At 46.3% G+C, this 20,385-nt stretch carries 15 protein-coding genes; 2 read left to right on the top strand and 13 right to left on the bottom strand.

All coding sequences use genetic code 11. From position 1 onward, the window contains the following. Positions 1-33: 33 nt before the first annotated feature. The 10 genes from SEDOR53_RS0105935 to SEDOR53_RS0105890 form a co-directional block, all read right to left on the bottom strand. Positions 34-738: a response regulator transcription factor gene (locus SEDOR53_RS0105935; RefSeq protein WP_026768896.1), complete on the bottom strand. Its 705-nt coding sequence runs from the start codon at positions 736-738 to the stop codon at positions 34-36. A 28-nt stretch (positions 739-766) separates the two neighbouring features. After that, positions 767-1,741: a sensor histidine kinase KdpD gene (locus SEDOR53_RS0105930; RefSeq protein ID WP_037360661.1), complete on the bottom strand. Its 975-nt coding sequence runs from the start codon at positions 1,739-1,741 to the stop codon at positions 767-769. Then, entirely contained in the window at positions 1,738-2,208 is a 471-nt protein-coding gene (locus SEDOR53_RS17245; RefSeq protein ID WP_051416516.1) for a gliding motility lipoprotein GldH, read from the bottom strand. The genes SEDOR53_RS0105930 and SEDOR53_RS17245 overlap by 4 nt, the downstream gene beginning before the upstream one ends. Positions 2,209-2,237: 29 nt before the next feature. Further along, a complete protein-coding gene (locus SEDOR53_RS0105920; RefSeq protein WP_026768894.1) occupies positions 2,238-3,113 on the bottom strand; it encodes a YicC/YloC family endoribonuclease in 876 nt (291 codons plus the stop codon). Between the two features lie 116 nt (positions 3,114-3,229). Beyond that, positions 3,230-4,378 (bottom strand): SusE domain-containing protein, encoded by a 1,149-nt coding sequence (locus SEDOR53_RS0105915; protein ID WP_037360658.1) that lies wholly within the window; start codon positions 4,376-4,378, stop codon positions 3,230-3,232. A gap of 24 nt (positions 4,379-4,402) precedes the next feature. After that, positions 4,403-5,239, bottom strand: coding sequence for a SusE domain-containing protein (locus SEDOR53_RS0105910; RefSeq protein WP_026768892.1), 837 nt, complete (start codon positions 5,237-5,239; stop codon positions 4,403-4,405). Between the two features lie 24 nt (positions 5,240-5,263). Beyond that, the gene (locus SEDOR53_RS0105905; protein WP_026768891.1) at positions 5,264-6,895 is read right to left on the bottom strand and encodes a RagB/SusD family nutrient uptake outer membrane protein; all 1,632 of its coding nucleotides are present in this window, start codon (positions 6,893-6,895) and stop codon (positions 5,264-5,266) included. Between the two features lie 18 nt (positions 6,896-6,913). Beyond that, positions 6,914-9,883, bottom strand: coding sequence for a SusC/RagA family TonB-linked outer membrane protein (locus tag SEDOR53_RS0105900; protein ID WP_026768890.1), 2,970 nt, complete (start codon positions 9,881-9,883; stop codon positions 6,914-6,916). 39 nt (positions 9,884-9,922) lie between these two features. Next, positions 9,923-12,808, bottom strand: coding sequence for an alpha-amylase family glycosyl hydrolase (locus SEDOR53_RS0105895; RefSeq protein WP_026768889.1), 2,886 nt, complete (start codon positions 12,806-12,808; stop codon positions 9,923-9,925). Between the two features lie 138 nt (positions 12,809-12,946). Continuing rightward, entirely contained in the window at positions 12,947-13,684 is a 738-nt protein-coding gene (locus tag SEDOR53_RS0105890) for an NUDIX domain-containing protein (protein WP_051416515.1), read from the bottom strand. Positions 13,685-13,872: 188 nt separating this feature from the next. Between SEDOR53_RS0105890 and ligA the strand changes: the two genes are divergently transcribed. Further along, positions 13,873-15,975, top strand: coding sequence for an NAD-dependent DNA ligase LigA (gene ligA, locus SEDOR53_RS0105885; protein WP_026768887.1), 2,103 nt, complete (start codon positions 13,873-13,875; stop codon positions 15,973-15,975). A gap of 3 nt (positions 15,976-15,978) precedes the next feature. Beyond that, on the top strand, positions 15,979-16,650 hold the full coding sequence (locus tag SEDOR53_RS0105880; RefSeq protein ID WP_026768886.1) for a DUF2461 domain-containing protein: 672 nt from the start codon (positions 15,979-15,981) through the stop codon (positions 16,648-16,650). Between the two features lie 18 nt (positions 16,651-16,668). Here SEDOR53_RS0105880 and SEDOR53_RS0105875 read toward each other — a convergent pair whose 3' ends face one another. From SEDOR53_RS0105875 to SEDOR53_RS0105865, 3 genes are all read right to left on the bottom strand, one after another. Further along, complete coding sequence (locus SEDOR53_RS0105875) at positions 16,669-18,153, bottom strand: bifunctional ADP-dependent NAD(P)H-hydrate dehydratase/NAD(P)H-hydrate epimerase (RefSeq protein ID WP_026768885.1); 1,485 nt, start codon at positions 18,151-18,153, stop codon at positions 16,669-16,671. Between the two features lie 89 nt (positions 18,154-18,242). Next, complete coding sequence (locus tag SEDOR53_RS0105870; protein ID WP_026768884.1) at positions 18,243-19,235, bottom strand: aspartate-semialdehyde dehydrogenase; 993 nt, start codon at positions 19,233-19,235, stop codon at positions 18,243-18,245. Between the two features lie 202 nt (positions 19,236-19,437). Beyond that, a complete protein-coding gene (locus tag SEDOR53_RS0105865) occupies positions 19,438-20,358 on the bottom strand; it encodes a PfkB family carbohydrate kinase (protein WP_026768883.1) in 921 nt (306 codons plus the stop codon). Positions 20,359-20,385: the final 27 nt, after the last annotated feature.

Raw genomic sequence — 20,385 nt, 5'->3', positions numbered from 1 at the left:
ACAAACATAACGTAAAAGGAGAGAAAAAATTGTTTAGTCGGTATACTTATAACCCACTCCCCTTACCGAGTGAAAATGGCGGGGGTTCCGGCTATCCTGTTCAAAGTATTTCCGGAAGCTGAGGATGAAATTATCGATCGTTCGGGTGGTGGGATATACATTATAACCCCATACTACCTGTAATATTTTTTCGCGGGTAACTACTTCTCCTTTGTTCTCAACCAGCAACTTCAACAACATAGCTTCTTTCCTGCTCAGCTCAATCCTTTCTCCATTCCATGCAACTGCATCCTGAGCTTTGAAATCGATTTGATTGCCGCCGAATTCATAGTTATCCCCTACTGTTTCTTTTTCCTGCAACTTTTTATTTTTCTCGATCAGCTTTTCAATCCGCAGGAACAGTTCTTCCAGGTTAAAAGGTTTGGTAAGATAATCATCGGCCCCTTTTTTCAATCCCAGTACACGGTCGCTGCCCGTATTCTTGGCACTCAGGATCAATATGGGCACTTCGTTGTGGTTGATGCGTATGCTTTCCGTTACGCTGATACCATCGATCTCAGGCAGCATGATGTCCATGATGATGAGATCAAAATATTCGTTGCCTACTTTTTTGAGGGCTTCCGTGCCGTTAAAAGCAGAGCTCACTTCATAACCTTCCAGCTCCAGGTTCAGCTTGAGTGTTTCATGAAGATGTTCTTCATCTTCCACCAGCAATATGCTCGCTTTATGATCTTTCATTTGTTTCGGTCTTTTGAACGGTCACGGATCAGGTCTGGAATAATACTGTAAAAATACTGCCTTGCGGCTGGTTATGGGTCACAGATATGGAGCCATTGTGCCGTTCGGCAATTTTTGCGCAGAGGTACAATCCAAGCCCCGTACCCTTGGCAGAGCGGGTATTCTCATTCCCTATGCGGTAAAATTTATTGAATATCTTTTTCCGCTCTGTATCGGGGATGCCGCTGCCTTCATCTGTCACGGCCAACAGTACTTCGTCATCCGATGCAGCCAGCTTCACTGTGATGGCAGAAGCAGGCAGTGAATATTTCATTGCATTCTCTACCAGGTTATTGACCAGCATCTGCAACAGCAGGTCTTCTCCTTTCAGGTAAACCCCTTCTTCTATCTCCTCTTTGATTTCGCGGCTGGGGAACCGGTTTTTAAAATCATCGATACAGCCCTCTAACAGGTCTGTGAAATTGAGTTCGGGTTGCGTGGTGAAATTAACACCCGATTCCAGTTGGGCTGCCAGCAGCATATTATTGCACAGGGCGTTCAGCCTGTTGGTTTCCTGGAGGCTATTGCTGATGAGTTGTTCTTGCTTCCCTTCGTCCAGCTTTCTTCGTTGTAAAGTTTCCAGGTTCAAACGTGTAACGGCGATGGGTGTTTTCAGTTCATGGGTAACAGCCATCATGAAGTTCTGTTGTTGCTGTACAAAGCGGATTTGTTTACGTGCGGTACGGAATACGAATACGGCGCCCAATACTACCAACGCCAGGAAGGTCATGCCTTCTCCAATGTATTGTGATGTTTTGCGATTCTTCGCTTCTCCGATCTGTACTGCTTTAGCAAAATAAGCAGGGTCGTCTTTTTTAAGTTCCTGGAGCCTGATGGTGCTGATCTCTTTGTTTTGTTTCTCCAATGCAATGAACCACCACGACAGGGCTGCTATCATATACAGCAGCAGGAACCAATATACCACTGTTACAATGGCCAGTTTTTTTGATCTAAAAAAACTCATGGCTTGGTTTTTTCAACACGTATGCCTGCATTCAGTACATATTGCAGGGGGTCTTCGCGCATGGCCTGTTGCAGGGTGAAGACATAATTCCCTTTTTTCAGTTTCACGGGATGGCGGGTGATGAGGATGCGATGATCAAACACATCGCCCATACCTGCTCCCAGCCAGCCCTTGGCATTATTGGCCAGGGTGAGGTTCAGCATCTGCGTCCTGGCCGTATCCAACGGCGCTTGTGTGATTACGTTCAGCCAGATATTGTTGTAGCGGTAAGCGTCTTCATGCCTGATCACTACATAGATATTATAAGTCGATGTAGTATCTTCTATTTGAAAGCTGAACCCGGGTTTCTGGCTGCTTTTCCATTCATGTTGCGGGAAAAAAGCCATCTTTTCATAAACATCCAGTGTATCGCAGGCCTGCAATAACAAAAGGCCCAGGGCAACCAGCAATATGGGGAGTTTGTTCAAGGAGATTTTTTTTCAAAGATACGGGCAAGCTACAACACATTCAATACCTGTTCCTTGGCCTTCTCCAGCTCATCTTTCATCAGTATCACACATTGCTGCATCTGTGAGTCGTAGGCTTTGGAACCGGTGGTATTGATCTCTCTTCCGAGTTCCTGCAATATGAACGATAACTTTTTCCCTTTACTGATATCTTTTTCTTCCAGTATCGTACGGAAATAATCGCAATGGTTTTTCAGTCGCACCTGTTCTTCGCTGATGTCGATTTTTTCAATATAATAGATCAGTTCCTGTTCCATGCGGTTGGGATCATAATTGTCTTTCCCCACATTGTCTTCCAGCACTTTAACCAATCCTTCCTTGATCTTTGCTCTCCGCTTGGGTTCCAGGGCCTGAATGGCTTGTTGTTGCGCTTCTATATTGGCAATCCGCAGGAGCAGGTCGGCCTCAAGCGATTTGCCTTCGTCTTTGCGGTGCTCATTGAGATCGCCGATGGCAGCTTTCATTAAACGTTCAAAGCTTTTCCACTCTTCATCGCTCAGTGTTTCAGTAGAAGGGGTGATGACATCGGGTAGTTTCAGGATCGTGCTGAGAATGTCTCCGTGCGGGAGTTTCAGCTCATTGGCCAGTTCCGATACGGGCTGGTAATAAGCTTTGGCCAGATCGGTATTGATGGTAACAGGTTTGGACGCACCGTTTTGTTTGATGGTGATCACACATTCCACACTTCCTCTTTGCAACCCTTCATTCAGCAAATTGCGTATATCGAATTCAAAAGGTTTTAACAGCGCCGGGATATTCAACCGGAGGTCAAACTGTTTGCCGTTCAGTGAACGGACTTCGATAAGAAAAGTTTTGTCGACCAGGGTCTGTTCAGCCCTGCCATAACCTGTCATGGAATACAACATCGTGTAGGTGTTAATGGTGCAATGTAAGGAATGTAATGTTTGATAACAAGTCAGCACCTGTTTTCATGAGAAAGGGGGCATAAATGCCCCCTTCTTTCAACCAAAAACACTGCTTGCTATTGCTTGGTAACCGTATAACTATTGTCTATAAACCTTACCACAAATTTGTAAGTACCCGAAGCATCCGGGCCGGGGAAGTTCGACGATGCATCGTATGCAAAATTACCCCCCATTTTCAAAGAAGGTATGGTATTATCCGGCACTGCAAACTTGTGACTCCAATCGCCGTTCACCGGCAGGAACAGGTATTGCTTTCCTCCTGTCAGGGACAGGGTCAGTTCGAATTGGGTGGAGTTCACCTGCGCGAACTGCTGACCAGGCACCGGCACCGGGTTGTTCCATCCTCCCGGAGTAGCATCACCCACAATAAATAGATTAGCGGGCAATACACCGGTGTAAGGTGTAACGGTGAATTTACCTGCCTGGAAATCCACAATAATCTTATACATGCCGGAAGTAGCCGGTCCGGGGATATTATCATTCAGGTCGGCACCGAAGCTGCCGCCTGCATTCAGGCCTGCCACTGTCTTATCTGCCACGGAAAATTTGTGGCTCCAATCGCCATTCACCGGCAACAGCAAATATTCATTACCACCTGTCAGGTTGAAAATACCTCCGTAAGTAACCGAATCAATTTTAGTGAACTCCTGCGTCGGGGCTGGAACGGGGTTGTTCCAACCACCGGCAGTAGCACTACCTACAATGAATAACCTGCCGGAAGCGGGGGGAGTAACTTTCGGCGGTATTTTGTAGGGCGTCATTTTTACTTTGATCACATTGGATCGCAGTAATTCGTTGTTGTTGGCGTAAGAAGAAGTGATTCGGATATCCATATCATAGGCCACACCAAAAGAGAAACCATATCCCAACAAAATCGCATTCAGGTCTTTTGCAGTGAAGGAAGTGGTCAGTGATCCGCTGATGATACGGCTCACTGATTTGGAGAAATTCCTTCCGCTGGAATCGATCTCAACAATGTATTTAACCGTTGAAGAGTCTACTGAATATTTGGGATTGCTCCAGGTTAACGTAAGCGCCACTTTTGAAGAATCGGCAGGTGCAGCGGCAACCGTGCTGGAAGAACTGCTTAAAGTAACCGCAGTTCCCGGCTGGTAATACGGCAGATCGCCCACCTTTTTCTCACAGGCTGTAAAGAAACCAATCAACAGCACTGCGAGGAAACTGAGTTTTGCAAAATATTTCATAGTCATTTTGTTTAATCGTTGCGTTTATTGTTTGGTTACGATGAATTTGCCACGCTGGAAGTCGGCCTGTATTTTATAGGTACCGCTTGCAGTGGGAGCAGGGATATCCTGACTGAAGTCATACCCAAAATCACCGCCACTATCTCCCAAACCGGCAATGGTATTGTCTTTCACAGCATACTTGTGGCTCCAGTCGCCATTCTTAGGCAGGAACAGATAATGCTTGCCACCGGTGAGTGCCACTGTGATCTCATAAAAAGTAGGGCTTATCTGTGTAAACTGCTGGCTGGGCACGGGCACAGGATTATTCCATCCGCCCGGCGTGGCGTCACCTACCAGGTACAAAACGCCACCGGAGGGTGGTGTTACTTTGGGAGGAATGGCGTACGGTGTTACAGCGAATTTCAGCACGTTGGAAATCAGCATGGCAGCATTATTGGCCATATAAGATTTCACCCTGATCTCAAGATTGTGCGACATGCCGGGTTTCAATTGCAACTGGTTCAAGAGGTAGTCGTTGAACTGCCCCTGTGCGATAGACAAAGAGAGGTTCTTGCTAACAGCAACCGTTTGCTTACCCGGATTGGTGAAGTTGGCGCCGCTGGTATCGATCTCTACCAAATAAGAAACATCCTGCGATCCGATACCTGAAGTGAATTTATAATTGGGATTGGTCCACGAAAGTTTGATCGCTTCCTGGTCGCGCATGGTATAGTCCAGTGCAATGGTATTGCTCACAGATGATGTCAACACAGGATTCGTGCCTCCTTCAAAATAATTCCTGGCTTCATCCTTTTTGCACGACGCAACAGTAATGGCGAGCAGGGATGAGAAGAAGAGGTATTTAAAAATATTTTTCATGACAAAAAGTTGACTGTTTAAGAATTAATACCCTGGGTTCTGATCCAGGTTACTGTTAGAAGTCCTGTTAGATGCCGGGACCGGATACAGGTTGTATTTCGAATCAACACCCGTTCCGGAAGACACGCCTCCTTTCCATGGCCACAGGTATGTATTCGTGGTCAGCAGGTTGTACCGGATCAGGTCTGTTCTGCGATGTCCTTCCCAATACAGTTCCCTTGCACGCTCATCCAGTATCAATTGTAAGTTCAGGTCTCCTGCAGCCAGTTGTCCAACATTGTTGGTACCATAACTATCGCCATAGGCCCTGAATCTTATTTTGTTGAGATAAGTTAAAGCAGTAGCTGCATCTCCTCCTGTACCGCCACGGAGTACCGACTCGGCGTAGATCAGGTACATTTCAGACAGGCGGAAAACAGGGAAGTCAACATCAGCGAATGTTTTTGTAACATCAGATACGGCACCGCCATCTGAACGAATGTTCACGTATTTTTTCACATGCACTCCGTTCGCGAAATTGCTCACATCGCTGATCGCCATTTGTGAATTGGATGTACCGAATTTGGAAGTGGTGAAGAGTGCGCGTTGATCTGTATTACCAGACTTATCGGCAAACAAGTTGGCCAACGACGATGTAGCGCGGTAACCATACCATCCACCTCCTACACCATATTCTGCAAAATCATCGCCAGCAGCCGCATGCACAAAGAAGGTAGTATTACCATAAGCCTGCGTGTGTAATCCATCGCAATTGATAGCGAAGATGAATTCATCTTTTTGCTTATCATTATCGGCCATGAACAGTTTGCTGTATCCTGATTTCAGTGTATACCCCCCATTGATCACTTTCTGTGCATAGGTGATCGCATCGCTGTACCGGGGCGTTCCGGTATATACGCCTGCGTTCAGGTACATGCGTGCCAGCAACGCCCATGCAGCCCCCTGGTCCACCCTTCCATATTCAATGGTTTTAACGGGGGCCAGGTCTCCATCGATCGCTTTCAGTTCCTTTTCGATATAAACAAACAGATCAGTCCGTTTAATTTGTTTGGGCAAGCTACCTCCACTTCCAATACCATCTGCTTCGGTAATGAAAGTAGAGTTACCAAACAAGTCCATCATCACCCAATAATTGAAAGCTCTCAGGAAACGGGCTTCTGCTCTTGATTTTTTGACATCGGCTGCATCATTACCTGTGATACCCCTGGAGGCCAGCTTATCGTCTGTCGATTCCCGCAGGTATTCGTTGATGAGCGTGATATTGTAAATAGGCCTTGCATACATGCCTTTCAAAAAAGGATCAGCGCTGGTCCATTTCAGGTCGTGAAAATCGTGGATGGTCTGGTCGTTCCATGCTACCACCGCTTCATCGGTAGGCAACTCTTCGCAATTGAAAAAACCGCGGATGAATGCTACCTGTGAACCTTCATCGAGGCCACCTCCGATATCAGGATTATTTGACGGACCGTTGTTACCTGTAATAGCTAGTGAACCATATATTTTGGCCAGTACGCTTTTATAACCAGCCGCACTAGAATAAGTCTTCTCGGGCGTCAGGTCGTTCTGCGGAAACAGGTCCAGTTTTTTAGAGCAGGCGGTGACAGATAAAACTGCAACAGCCGCTATAATCGTATTCTTTATGATATTGTTTTGCATACTAATCATTTTTCAGAATCAGAAATCAAAGTTTAACCCCAATGAGAATACCCTTGGGCGTGGATAGATATTGTTGTCAACGCCTGAGCTGTTCGAGTTTTCAGGATCCAGTCCTTTGTATTTGGTAATTACAAACACATTCTGAACACTCGCTGATATGCGCATCTGCGCACGCTTGTTGAACACTTTACCGGCGTTGTAACCGAAGTTGATATTATCCAGTCTCAGGAAAGAAGCATTCTCTATATAATAATCAGACAGGTATTGGTTGTTCACGAATCCTGTGTACAGGTAGTCGCGCGAAGCATTACCAATGAAGTTGATGGGATTCTTGATAGCTCTTAAAACACCGTTATTGGAGTTGAAGTTGTTATAGAGATAACCACCCAGTGATCCGTGTGCAGCGAACCCTAAGCTGATGCGCTTGTATATCACCTGGGTGTTGATGCCCAGCAATACATCCGCTGAAGGTTTTTTATAGTAATAGCGGTCAGATTCGTCGATCCTGCCATCCCTGTTCAAATCGTCGTACAAGCTTTCAATGGGCTTACCGGTGGTTCTGTCGTATATCTGTTTGTACACATTGTATACAAAAGGCGCATAACCCACTGCAAATTTTCCGATGTTGTTTCCGGTACCGCCGCTGATACCACCAACATCAATGCCTTTGAAGTTAGGGTCCTGCTGTTTCAACAGGTTGGTGATCTCTGTTTTGTTGTAAGTGAAGTTGAATCCTAAATCCCATTCCAGGTCGTTCTGTTTTACCGGAACAGTATTCACTGCAAATTCCACGCCCTTGTTCTCAATATTACCTACGTTGGTAAGCAAGGCAATATCAAAGTTGGAGCCAGGCGCTACAGGGATCACACTCAACAGGTCTTTTGTTTTTTTCCTGTACACATCTACTGATCCGGAGATCCTGTTGTGCAGGAAAACGAAATCAAGACCCAGGTTGGTAGTGGTAGTGGTTTCCCATTTGATGTTCGGATCGTAGGCAGAAGGACGAAGGAAACTATAGAAAGTATTACCGAATTGGTATTGTGCAGTATTGCTGCTCTGGGAATATTTCGGCAGGTATCCGTAGTAGTTACCAATGTCTTGCTGACCGGTAACACCTAAGCTGGCACGGAATTTCAATTCATTCACAACACTGCTGCCTTTGAAAAAGTCTTCATTTATTTTCCAGGCAACTGATACAGCAGGGAAATAACCTACCCTGTTAGTAGTAGAGAATTTCGAGCTCGCATCTCTTCTGATTGAAGCAGAGAGGAAGTATTTATCAGAAAGCGAATAGTTGAATCGTCCAAAATAAGATTCCATACGGAACTCAGGTTTGTCGGTAGCAAATGTGGGTGTGCTGCCGGGAATCACCACCCCATTCTGGCCATAAGAAGAAAAATTGCTCACTTCTGTAACGAAATCCTGGTATTCATGACTCACTAACACATCAAGTTTACTATCGATGCTCCTGATGTCTTTATTATACAATAACGATACACCGGCCAGTGTGTATTTTTTCTTTTGTTCATAGTGCACATAACGGCCTGCCGTTTTGTAATTGGTAGCAGAAGTAGAATCTGTGTTATCGTTGCCGCTACCACTGGCGTTATCGATTCCGAGGTTGGTCAACACATGCAGATCGGGGAAGAAATGCAGTTTATAATCAAGCTGTACATTACCGATCAGCCTGTTCACTGTAGAGCGGTTGTCTCTCAGATTCAGCAGCGCCAACGGGTTACGGGTTGACAGGTCAATGGGTTTGCCATCTGGTTGCAGCCATTCGTAATAGCCGCCATATTTATTGTTCGCATATACAGGTTGTGTAGGATCGAAAGCAACAGCTGAACCAATGGCACCCTGATCAGCAAATCGGTTGGTGGTTCTGCTTGCTTTTACTGCTACTTCAACCGATAAATGATTATCGAAGAATTTCGGTGAGAGGTTGAGTGCAGAAGACATACGATCGAAATGATCTGTTTTCAGTATACCATCCTGGTTCAGGTATCCGAGCGAAAGACGGAAAGGCATATTTCCGATACCGCCGCTGGCGCTGATATTGTTATCGTTGCCGATAGCAGTCTTATAAATTTGTTTCTGCCAGTCGGTATTTGCCGTGCCCAACAATTTTTTATACGTATTATCTCCACTGGCCGTAGCATCTGCATTGATGATGCTTCTCACTTCATCACCACTCAGCACACCAACTGTTTTAGCCACTGACCCGGAAGAAACCTGGGTATTGAAATTATAACGCACTTTCCCTTTGGCACCTTTCTTGGTAGTGATGATCAGTACCCCATTCGATGCCCTTGAACCATACAGCGCAGTAGCCGAAGCGTCTTTCAATACGCTGATCGATTCGATATCATTGGGGTTGATGGTATTCAGCAGGTTGGCAGAACCCGCAACACCATTGCCATCCACGGCAATACCATCGATCACGATCAACGGGTCGTTGCTGGCGTTGAGAGAAGCGCCTCCGCGAATACGGATACGGCTACCACCGCCCGCAGCGCCACCGCCGGAAGTGATTTCCAAACCGGCTACCTTACCCTGTAACAACTGCTCGGAAGACGCGATGCTTCCTTTCTGGAAATCTTTGGCCGAGATCGCAGTCACAGAAGAGGTGAGATCGCTTTTCTTGCGCGTACCATAAGCGATCACGATCACATCACCCAATGCTTTATCGATGGGATCCAGCGCAACATTCACCAGGCCATCGCTTATTTTCACCTCCCTGTTGGCATATCCTATGCTGGAGATCATCAGTGTGGTAGCACCAGATGGGACTTTTAAGCTGAAACTACCATCGGCGGCTGTTTGCGTACCAACGGAAGATCCTTTCACCGTCACCGACACGCTTTGCAAAGCCGTGCCGTTCCTTGAATCTGTCACTTTTCCCGTAACAGTTCTTTGCTGCGCCTGTGCAGACAACTGCAACAACAACGCAGGTAAGATCATTAATAGAAGCAAACGTTTTACATTCATATACTTTGTTTTTTCAGTTTTGGCAAATGAAGGGATTGTTTAATTGTTCATTATAAAGGGGATTGTTTGTTGCTTTCCGTTGATGAGCATCCGGAGTAAGTATGTTCCGGCAGCCAGACTACCTGTATGCAAACCATTACGATTGAAAGGCACCCGGTAAAAACCTTTGGTCTTATACACGTCTTCCAGTATCGCCATCCGTTTACCCGACAGATCCCATACATCGAGCATGAGCTTACCACTTGCAGGTATTTCATATTCGATAATACCATTGGTGTTTACCGGGTTGGGCAGTATGGCCAGGTGATTATTAGCGACAGGCGTACCAGGCTCATTGATGGTAGTTACTACTACATTCCTGAAATTCTTATTGGTGAACACATAATATTCGCCGGGTTGCAGGGTAATGCTTTGCGCTGCAGCAGGTGCAGTGTACGTAGCATCTGTGAGATAATTATACCAGGTACCCGCACTAGGAAAACTGATGGAAGCCGTAGCAGCATTCACATCAAAGTTGCCCAACACCATTACTTTCAAAGAATCTGAATTGAGTTGTAACCATTTGAACGCTCCCGACAAATCGTAGCTCAGGTTGCCGGTAGTGAATGTGGTGGTATAGGCAGGCAGCAAGCGCAGTTTGATCAGTTGTGCGTACACATTGTATAAAGAAAGACGATTGCTGTTGGTTGCATACTCCCAGTGAATAGGCTTGGGAGCTGTGCGGCAACTATTATCAATGGTAGCATTCTGGCATTGGTTGATGCTGAAATCATAACCCAGTTCTCCAAACTGCCACAACAATTTGGGGCCCGGTATCATGGCCCAGAATGCAGCAGCCATTTCATTCCGCTTCAACGCAGTATTCAGGTCTTTTACGCTGTAAGCGCCTGCAGCATTGCCATAGTTGAGGTTCTTGTACATCAGCCTTTCCTCATCGTGACTTTCCATGTACGTAACCAGGTTGGGCTTGCTCCAGCTACGGTTCTGGTAAATGCCCCATTGAAAATTCCAGTCGGTAGCATAGCCCATGGTGGCCTGGTTGAAATTGTAATTGGCATTACCCCAAAGCAGCATACCGTAATTAGACAATTCTATTTCTTCCTGGTTGGCAGCAAAATGTTCCAGTATGCAATAACTACCAGGCACAGTAGCCTGCATCTGATCGTAGATCCTTTTCCAGATAGCGATCCTGCTGGAATCATAAGCGCTCCATGCAGCTACATCATTGGGGTTGTTTGTTTGTGTAAAACCTTTGGACAGGTCCCACCGGAAGCCGTCTATTTTATAGTTCAACATCCAATGCGCCGTTACACGATCAACAAAGTCTTTGGTAGCTTGTGATGCGTGATTGAAATCGTAGCCTACGCTATAAGGATGGGTAGCCACCGGATTGAACCAGGGACTGTTGGCAGCCGGCCGATTGTTCTGTGCATCCCAGTACATCTGCACCATGGGCGATTGACCGAAGGAATGATTCATCACCAGGTCCATGATCACGGCCATACCCTGCTTGTGGCATTCGTCGATGAATTGTTTCAATGCTGTTTCGGTGCCGTAAGCTTTATCGGGTGCGAAATAAAAAATAGGATTATAACCCCAACTGCTGTTGCCTTCAAATTCAGAGAAAGGCATCAGCTCAATGGCATTCACACCCAGCCTTTTGATGTAGCTGAGGGTATCTTTCAATGTTTGCCAGTTCTGCGCAGCAATGAAGTCACGAACCAGCAATTCATAAATGACCAGGTTCTGTTTATTGGGTTTGGTAAACGCAGGTATTTGCCAGTTATACTGGGGTTTACCAGTCTGCATAATACTTACGATACCAGTTGTTTTTCCTGTAGGATACGATTTGAGCGATGGATAAGTTGCAGCAGGAATGCCAGGATCGTTGACAGGGTCGAGTATTTTTTCCGTATTATAATCCGCTACTTTGAGCGTACCATCGATGATGTATTGGTAAGCATATTCTACTTTCGGTGTGAGGCCTGTGATGCGCAGCCAGAAACGGTTTCCATCGGGTGTGCGATTCATTTGGTAATTACCACCCTGTGTCCAATTGTTGAAATCACCTACTACGCTGACACTGTTCTTGAGTGGTGCAAACAAAACCAATGTAAGAGAGGTATCACCAGGCTCATAGTTGATGCCATCCTTCACGCCCGCAGGTAAAGCCGCTACTGTTACAGGTGTTGCCACATAAAAACTGAAAGTATCCCTGCTGGTAGTATTGCTGTTGGTTACTTCCGACACAATCGTTTGCATACCGGAAGAAATGATAGGGGTATTGGCAGCAATAGTAACCGCATTGTTTTGAGTGGCAATTACAGACCCATTCCAATACAGTTTCAGACTAGCAGCCTGGTTAGCATTGGCGGTGATGGACAGTGTATCTCCCACATTCTTTGTGAGCGGTTCCGGCTGGCGCGTGTAAGTAGGCTGAGAGAAAGGCTGCATGATCCTCACTTGCAAAGAAGTATCGGTTACGGGCAGGTACATATCACTTCCATCGGCATTGCGCAAAACCTGGCTGCCACTACCATTGCGGAAGAGGATGGCTATGCGGAGGATCTTTTCGCCGCTGTTGGTGATGCCAAAAAAAGAACGGAGGCCGCCGGTGATGGAATACTTCCACTGGTTATTGCCCAGTGATACACACTGTGCTGCGGGAGTGGTAGTACCCCAGGTGAATTTGCTGTACTTCCAATCAGATGAACTGCTGCTGGCTGTAGTGATGCAGCCAATGTGTACATATACGTCTGAAACAGGAGTATAATTAAGTAAACCCTGTTTGCCGCGGGTAGCATCACAGGTGATGTCGATGGAGGAACTGGTATCGGTAATGAAAATAGGATTGCTTCGTAATAGTTGCGCTTTGGAGGGTAGTCCAATGATAAGCAGTAGTCCTATGAAGCAAACGAATCTCATATGTGCCGGCAAACGTGGTTTTAATTAATGTGTAAATTTTACACATTTAATTGAGTGCACAAAGTAGGAATTTTTCCAAACAACCAAATATTTTTTTTGGCCGGGAATAATTTTTAATACCGATTTAAGTGACGGGGATTAGAAATCAATACCTATCCAGGTACGCTTGCGTTTCTCGTACTTTTCGAAATTGAATTTGTAGAGTTTTCCCGGGCGATGCGGAACGTCCTGTTCCATTTCGTCGATATCGATGAGCAGGTCCATCGAAGCGAATTTTTTGCGGAAGTTACGCCGGTCGAGACGCACGCCCAGTATGGCTTCGTACAAATTTTGCAGTTCGCGGAGTGAAAATTTTTCGGGCAATAAGTTGAAGCCGAGCGGGTGTTCCTGTATCCTCTTTTGCAGCCACTGGTAGCACGCATCTACAATTTCCTTGTGGTCGAACGCCATGCTTTCCAGCGCAGAAATGCTGTGCCAATTCAGTTCGTTGTCGTGTATCTTAAGTTCGTGGTGATTGATATTGAGTAGCGAACAATAGGCCACTGTAATAACCCTGCCGCCCGGATGGCGGTGGGGATGCCCGAAAGCTTTTACCTGGTCAAGGAATACATCGTTCATGCCGGTACGCTCTTTCAATACCCGGTAGGCCGCATCGTCGAGTTCTTCGTTGTCCTTTACAATATCGCCCAGCAGGGAATATTTATCCTTGTATACTTCCAGGTCACTCTTGATCAACAGTACCTTCAATTCGTTCTCTTCAAATCCGAATATCACACAGTCGATCGTAAGGGGTACTGTGGGGTAAGACTTCACCAGCTTAACGGCATCTTTTACCAGGTGTGGTTCATGTACAATAGGAGCAATCTTCTTTTTCATCCATATTTTTTTTAAAGCACCGCCTCGGGCGGCTGTCGTTTGACTCGTATGGAACACCTTGTATAAGGCTTCCGGAAGCTCAGTGGTCTTACATAGAAAACGCAAAGTTCACGAAAAAAAATGCAAAATGACCAGTGGTTTTTCATGTGAGGGTGGAAGCCTGTAACTTTAGCACTGAATTTTTACCTATGTACAGTGCCGAGCAAACCAGGGAAATGCAACAGCAGGGAACCTATTTATTAGGATTGGCGAAAACCGGCATACAGCTGGGTATAAAAGACCTTAATCACCTTAAGGAGGTATTGCGTTTTCATGAATACCGTTATTATGTACTCAACGATCCGTTGGTTGCCGATTTCGAATACGATGCCCTGTTCAAACTGTTGGAAGCCTTCGAGGCGAAACACCCGGAACTGGTCAGTGCCGATTCTCCCACCCGGCGGGTAGGCAGCAGTCTCAACCAGCAATTCAATACCGTACAACACCTGGTTCCGATGCTGAGCCTCGATAACAGTTACAACGCTGATGATCTTTTAGACTTTGACAGGAAAGTGCGGGAGGGTGCAGGAACCGACCTTATAGAATACTGTATTGAACCCAAGTTCGACGGCGCCAGTATTTCTTTGATCTATGAAAATGATATACTGGTGCGTGGTACCACCCGGGGCGATGGCGTGGAGGGAGAAGAGATCACTACCAATATCCGGCAGATCCGCTCAGTTCCTTTATCTGCTCCTTTTTCACATTATGGCATACAACAGATAGAGATCCGTGGCGAGATCATCATGTTCAAAAAAGCATTTGAGCAGTATAATGAAATGTTGTCCGCAGAAGGATTGGCGCCGCTTGCCAATCCGCGTAATGCCGCTTCGGGCAGCCTGCGCATGAAAGACCCGAAAGATGTAGCCGATCGTAAACTCGATGCCTTTCTCTATCATATCAGTTATTACACCAAGGAAAACGATGCATCCGATAAAATGCTGTCCACACACAGCGGATCACTGCAATTGTTGTGGGAGCTGGGTTTCCGGTCGCCCGAAAAAGAAAAGAAAGTGGTAAAGGGCATAAAGGCCGTCATCGATTATTGCCTTGCTTTTGAAGCCAAACGTGATGATCTCCCTTATGAGATCGACGGTATGGTGGTAAAAGTAAACGACATTCATTTGCAGGAACAACTGGGCATGACTTCTCACCACCCCCGATGGGCCATTGCTTTTAAATTCAAAGCGCGACAGGCCACTACGCAATTGAAAGCAGTGGAGTTCCAGGTAGGAAGAACAGGCGCTGTAACCCCGGTAGCCAAGCTGGAACCCGTATACCTGGCAGGCGTAACCGTATCGAGCATCTCTATACACAATGAAGACTACATCAAAGAAAAAGACCTCAAAATTGGTGACACGGTATTGATTGAAAGGGCAGGTGATGTTATTCCCCAGATCGTGAAATCATTGCCCGAACTGCGCAACGGAAAAGAAAAAAACATTCATTTTCCCAAACATTGCCCCGTTTGTAAAAGCGAATTATTCAAAGAAGAAGGTGAAGCCGTATGGCGCTGCATCAATATCGAATGCGAAGCACAGGTAGTAGAAAAGATGATCCATTTTGTTAGCAAGGATGCCATGGACATCAAGAGTTTTGGTGAAGCCAATGTGCGCAAGTTCTATGAGCTGGGGTTGCTCAAAGATATTCCAGGTATCTACACGCTTGACTTTGAAAAGATCGGTACGCTGGAAGGGTTTGGAAAGAAAAGCCTCGACAACCTGCGCACTGCTATTGATGCATCGAAGCAACAACCACTCAACAGGTTGGTATACGGACTGGGCATCCGTTTTGTAGGAGAAACTACAGCCAAAACATTGGCCAATGCAGTAACACATTTGTTGGATCTGAAAGACAAGAGCGAAGAAGAACTTCAACAATTAGAAGATATCGGCGTTAAAGTAGCACGCAGCATCTACCAGTTCTTCCGTAATGAACAAAACCTGCACATGCTGCAGGCATTGGAACAATACGGACTGCAACTGAAGAATGAAAAGAAAGAAAACAATGGCAACGATAATTTGCAGGGACAGACTTTTTTGTTCACGGGCACTTTGTCTAAATTGAAACGCAACGATGCCGAAGCCATGGTAGAAGCCAACGGAGGCAAAATTGTAAGTGGCGTAAGCAGCAAGCTGAACTACCTGGTAGTAGGTGAAGACGCCGGCAGCAAACTGGAGAAAGCCAAAAAGATCAATACCGTTAAGATCATATCTGAAGATGAATTCCTGAACCTTATTCAAACCGGCTAAATCATGTTACAACCTGCAACCCTTCAATTCCTGAAGAACCTGAAAAAGAATAACAACAAAGAATGGTTCGATAAAAACCGGAAAGCTTATGATGCTGCGAAAGCAGATTTCACTGAGCTTACCAACCAGGTGATCAAGGGCTTTGGCAAAAAGGAGCCGGCTATTGCAGGTCTTGCAGGTAAGGACTGCCTGTTTCGCATCAACCGCGACATCCGCTTCAGCAAGAACAAAGACCCTTATAAAACCAACTTTGCATCCAGCATCATTGAAGGCGGTAAGAAATCCATGCTCGCCGGTTATTATTTCCATATCGAACCGGGAGGCAATAGTTTTTCGGGCGGTGGCCGGTACATGGTAGAAGCTGATCAATTGAAAAAGATACGCCAGGAAATCGATTACAGCTGGAAGGAGTTCAGGAGTATTATCAGGAGTAAAAAATTTGCGGCATTGTATGGCGACCTGGAAAAAGGGGAAGGACTCTCTTTGGTTCGTGAGCCGAAAGGATATGATAAAAGCAATCCTGCTATTGAATATATCAAACTAACAAGCTGGATAGCCACAGTTCCGTTAACAGATGCGGACCTCACCAGCAAAGACCTGGTGAAAAAGATCGTGCATTCTTTCGAAACCCTGCAACCGCTGATCCGATTCTTAAACACCGCAATCATACATTAAGCTCGGGATGATGTTGTGCTAATCTTTAAGATTGCGGAATGCACTCCCCATCGATTCAATCAGATCTGTTGGTAAGAGTGTTTCCATAGTTTGTTGTTCTAAAGCAAGATCGCCGGCGAGTCCGTGCAGATACACACCCAGCTTAGCCGCCTTCAGCGGTTCATAACCCTGCGCCAGCAAAGCAGTCAATATGCCTGTTAACACATCGCCCGATCCACCCTTTGCCATACCGGCATTCCCTGTGGTATTGAACCATCCTTTACCGTTTGCAGCTATCAAAGTATAATGCCCCTTCAGGATGATGATAAAAGGATATTCAGCAGAAAGTGCAATCGCTTTCTGGTGTCTTTGAAAACTATTTTCACTTGTACCGAAAAGCTGGTCGAACTCTTTGGGATGCGGCGTAAGCAACGACCCGACAGGTATTTGGGGAAGTGCCTCTTTTTGCATCTCAAAATAAGTGAATGCATCCGCGTCAAATACTATCGGTCTTTTATACAATTCCAGCAAGGTCTCAATACATTCAGTAGTGCCTTTCATAAACGACATTCCCGGCCCCATACCAACAGCCGCCAACCCATTAAATACGGGTAATCCTCTTTCTCTCGGCAATGCCATCGCTTCTGGCACTGCGGTCTGGATCACCGGCAGTTGTTCCTGAGGCACAAGCACGGTGAGTTTGCCAACACCTGATCGCAGGCAGGCTTTGGAAGCGAGTATGGCCGCTCCCATCTGTCCCTCATGCCCGGCCATCAACAAAGCATGGCCATAAGTTCCTTTATGAGAAAAACGGTCTCTCTGTTTCAATATGCTGGCGGCATCTTGTTGTTCTATCAATTCAGCCGTGGCATTAATGGTAGATAAAAACGAAGACATGAGTCCTATGTCAAGTACCGTTATATCTCCTGTGTAGCTGCCATACTCAGGCAGAAGAAAAGCATATTTAATCGATTGAAAAGTAAGTGTATGGTGGGCGCGAAGTACTGGCGCATCAGCAAAGAAATTGTCTACCGGCATACCGCTGGGCACATCAATAGCTATCACTTTTGCATTAGATTGGTTGATGTGTTCTGCGAGTGCAGCAGCAAGATCGTGGAGTGGTCTGTTCAAACCCGTGCCGAACAAGGCATCTATGACGAGGTTGTCCTGTTCAATAACAGGAAATACGGCAGGTGATTGTATGAAGTGGATGTCTTTACTGAGCCGGTGTAACTTTTCGAGGTTACGCTGGAAATCATCGGTGCCTTTGGATCCGTATTCCAATATGTAAACCGTTACTGCTGCACCTGCTTCTATCATCAGCCTTGCAATGACCAGGCCATCGCCGCCATTATTGCCTTTGCCGCAAAAGATCAGCAAGGGCATTTCATTGTATTTGTGTTCGATCAGCCATTCTGTGCATTTGAGCCCGGCTCTTTCCATCAGGTCAATAGAAGCGATGGGCTCGTGTTGCATGGTATATGCATCCCATTGCTGGCATTGTTGTGCGCTCAATAATTTCATCGTCCGGTTTATTGATTTAAAGGTACACAACATAGCATTAAAAAGGGGCTCCATTCCTGAAGCCCCGGTACTCACTCACATTCTTGCAATTATGATAAGATCGATTTACTCAGGAGATATTCTGCGATCTGCACGGCATTGGTAGCAGCGCCTTTGCGCAGGTTATCGCTCACGATCCACATGTTCAGGGTTTTGGGTTGTGTTTCATCCCTGCGCAGTCTTCCTACAAACACTTCATCGCGCTCGTGTGCATTCAAAGGCATGGGATACAGGAGTTCTGCATCGTTGTTCTCTACGATCACACCCGGTGCGGCGCTCAGCAATTGCTGTACTTCATTCAGGTCAAAATCATTTTCAAACTCCACATTCACGCTTTCGCTGTGCCCGCCCACAACCGGAATACGTACGGTTGTAGCCGTTACACGTATCGAATCGTCCTGCATGATCTTCTTGGTCTCGTTCACCATTTTCATTTCTTCTTTGGTATAACCGTTGTCGAGAAACACATCAATCTGCGGAATCACATTGAGGTCGATCTGGTATTTATAAGCCATATCGCCTTTCACACCTTTTCTTTCATTGAACAACTGATCAACCGCTTTTTTGCCGGTACCGGTAACACTCTGGTAAGTACTTACCACTACCCTTTTAATTTTATAACGGGCATGCAGCGGCTGCAAGGCCACCACCATTTGTATGGTAGAGCAGTTGGGATTGGCAATGATGTAATCGTTGCCGGTGAGCACCGATGCATTTACTTCAGGCACCACCAGTTTTTTGGTGGGGTCCATACGCCATGCAGAAGAGTTATCGATCACGCGGATACCTGCTTCGGCAAATTTGGGCGCCCATTCCAGGGATGTGCTTCCACCGGCAGAGAAAATAGCTACAGCGGGCTTGGCGGCGATACCATCGGCCATGCTCACCACTTTGTATTTTTTCCCTTTGAATTCTACTTCCTTACCTACTGATCTTTCAGATGCTACAGGAACCAATTCTGTTACGGGGAAGTTGCGTTCGGCCAGCACCTGCAACATTTTGGTGCCTACCAGTCCGGTTGCACCTACAACAGCTACTTTCATTTTGTCTACGCTTTTTTAAGGGTTACGTATCCCTTTTTTTGAGGTTGATTAAAAAGAAAGAGGCCTTCCTGTTTGGGAAGGCCTCTGAGTATATTTTGTCATACACAAACGATCAGGCACCTTCCCGTCAGAGAGGTTTCTTAATACGTTTTGTATGTTTCATGTTCATCATTGCCCGGCGAAGATAGGGGTAAATCTGTTATTAAACCAAATCAATGTCAAAATTCACCAGTTGCACAAACTGTTCCAGGCGTGCATCGATATCGCTTTTGCCGATCTCGCGCAGGCGTTGCGTACCGAATTTCTCTACGCAGAATGAAGCCATAGCGCTACCCAGGATGATGGCTGTTTTCATGTTCTCAAAAGAAATATCGCGGGTTTTGGCCAGGTGGCCGATAAAGCCTCCGGCAAAAGTATCGCCGGCTCCGGTGGGGTCGAACACGTCTTCCAGGGGCAGGGCGGGAGCAAAGAATACTTTGTTCTCATGGAACAGCAGCGCGCCGTGTTCTCCCTTTTTGATGATCACAAAGCGGGGACCCATTTTTTCAATAACCGCTGCAGCTTTCACCAATGAAAATTCACCGCTCAACTGACGGGCTTCACTGTCATTCACCATCAATACATCCACCATGGCCAGGGTCTTCTTCAATTCATCCATCGCTACTTCCATCCAGAAATTCATGGTATCCATAACGATGAGTTTCGGGCGGGTCTTCAATTGCTCTATCACACTGCGTTGTACCGACGGAAGCAGGTTGCCCAGCATCAGGAACTCGCAGTCCTGGTAGCTTTCAGGCACCACCGGCTCAAAATTGGCCAGCACGTTCAACTGAGTATCCAGTGTGTCGCGGGTGTTCATATCCATGTGGTAGCGGCCGCTCCAAAAAAAGGTCTTTTCGTCCTTTTTCACCTGCACCCCTTCCAGGGTAACGCCCCTGGCAGTAAGCGCATCCAGTTCCGACTGCGGGAAATCGCCGCCTACTACAGATACCTGTTTAACCGGGGTGAAGTTGGAAGCGCACCAGGCGATATATGTGCCCGCTCCGCCAATGATCTTATCACTTTTCCCGAAAGGGGTTTCAATGGCATCGAAAGCCATGGATCCGACAACAACTAATGACATAATAGATTATAAGGTTGGTTACCGGGG

Source organism: Asinibacterium sp. OR53 (assembly GCF_000515315.1).
Taxonomy (GTDB): Bacteria; Bacteroidota; Bacteroidia; order Chitinophagales; family Chitinophagaceae; genus Sediminibacterium.
This window is presented reverse-complemented; position numbering and strand designations above follow the sequence as displayed.

Bases quoted from the DNA above. Each gene is read 5' to 3' on its own strand.
- SEDOR53_RS0105900 (WP_026768890.1), bottom strand. From the start codon at position 9,883: ATGAATGTAAAACGTTTGCTTCTATTAATGATCTTACCTGCGTTGTTG.
- SEDOR53_RS0105920 (WP_026768894.1), bottom strand. From the start codon at position 3,113: ATGTTGTATTCCATGACAGGTTATGGCAGGGCTGAACAGACCCTGGTC.
- SEDOR53_RS0105915 (WP_037360658.1), bottom strand. From the start codon at position 4,378: ATGAAATATTTTGCAAAACTCAGTTTCCTCGCAGTGCTGTTGATTGGT.
- ligA (WP_026768887.1), top strand. From the start codon at position 13,873: ATGTACAGTGCCGAGCAAACCAGGGAAATGCAACAGCAGGGAACCTAT.
- SEDOR53_RS0105935 (WP_026768896.1), bottom strand. From the start codon at position 738: ATGAAAGATCATAAAGCGAGCATATTGCTGGTGGAAGATGAAGAACAT.
- SEDOR53_RS0105930 (WP_037360661.1), bottom strand. From the start codon at position 1,741: ATGAGTTTTTTTAGATCAAAAAAACTGGCCATTGTAACAGTGGTATAT.
- SEDOR53_RS0105870 (WP_026768884.1), bottom strand. From the start codon at position 19,235: ATGAAAGTAGCTGTTGTAGGTGCAACCGGACTGGTAGGCACCAAAATG.
- SEDOR53_RS0105910 (WP_026768892.1), bottom strand. From the start codon at position 5,239: ATGAAAAATATTTTTAAATACCTCTTCTTCTCATCCCTGCTCGCCATT.
- SEDOR53_RS0105880 (WP_026768886.1), top strand. From the start codon at position 15,979: ATGTTACAACCTGCAACCCTTCAATTCCTGAAGAACCTGAAAAAGAAT.
- SEDOR53_RS0105865 (WP_026768883.1), bottom strand. From the start codon at position 20,358: ATGTCATTAGTTGTTGTCGGATCCATGGCTTTCGATGCCATTGAAACC.
- SEDOR53_RS0105875 (WP_026768885.1), bottom strand. From the start codon at position 18,153: ATGAAATTATTGAGCGCACAACAATGCCAGCAATGGGATGCATATACC.
- SEDOR53_RS0105905 (WP_026768891.1), bottom strand. From the start codon at position 6,895: ATGCAAAACAATATCATAAAGAATACGATTATAGCGGCTGTTGCAGTT.
- SEDOR53_RS0105890 (WP_051416515.1), bottom strand. From the start codon at position 13,684: ATGAAAAAGAAGATTGCTCCTATTGTACATGAACCACACCTGGTAAAA.
- SEDOR53_RS0105895 (WP_026768889.1), bottom strand. From the start codon at position 12,808: ATGAGATTCGTTTGCTTCATAGGACTACTGCTTATCATTGGACTACCC.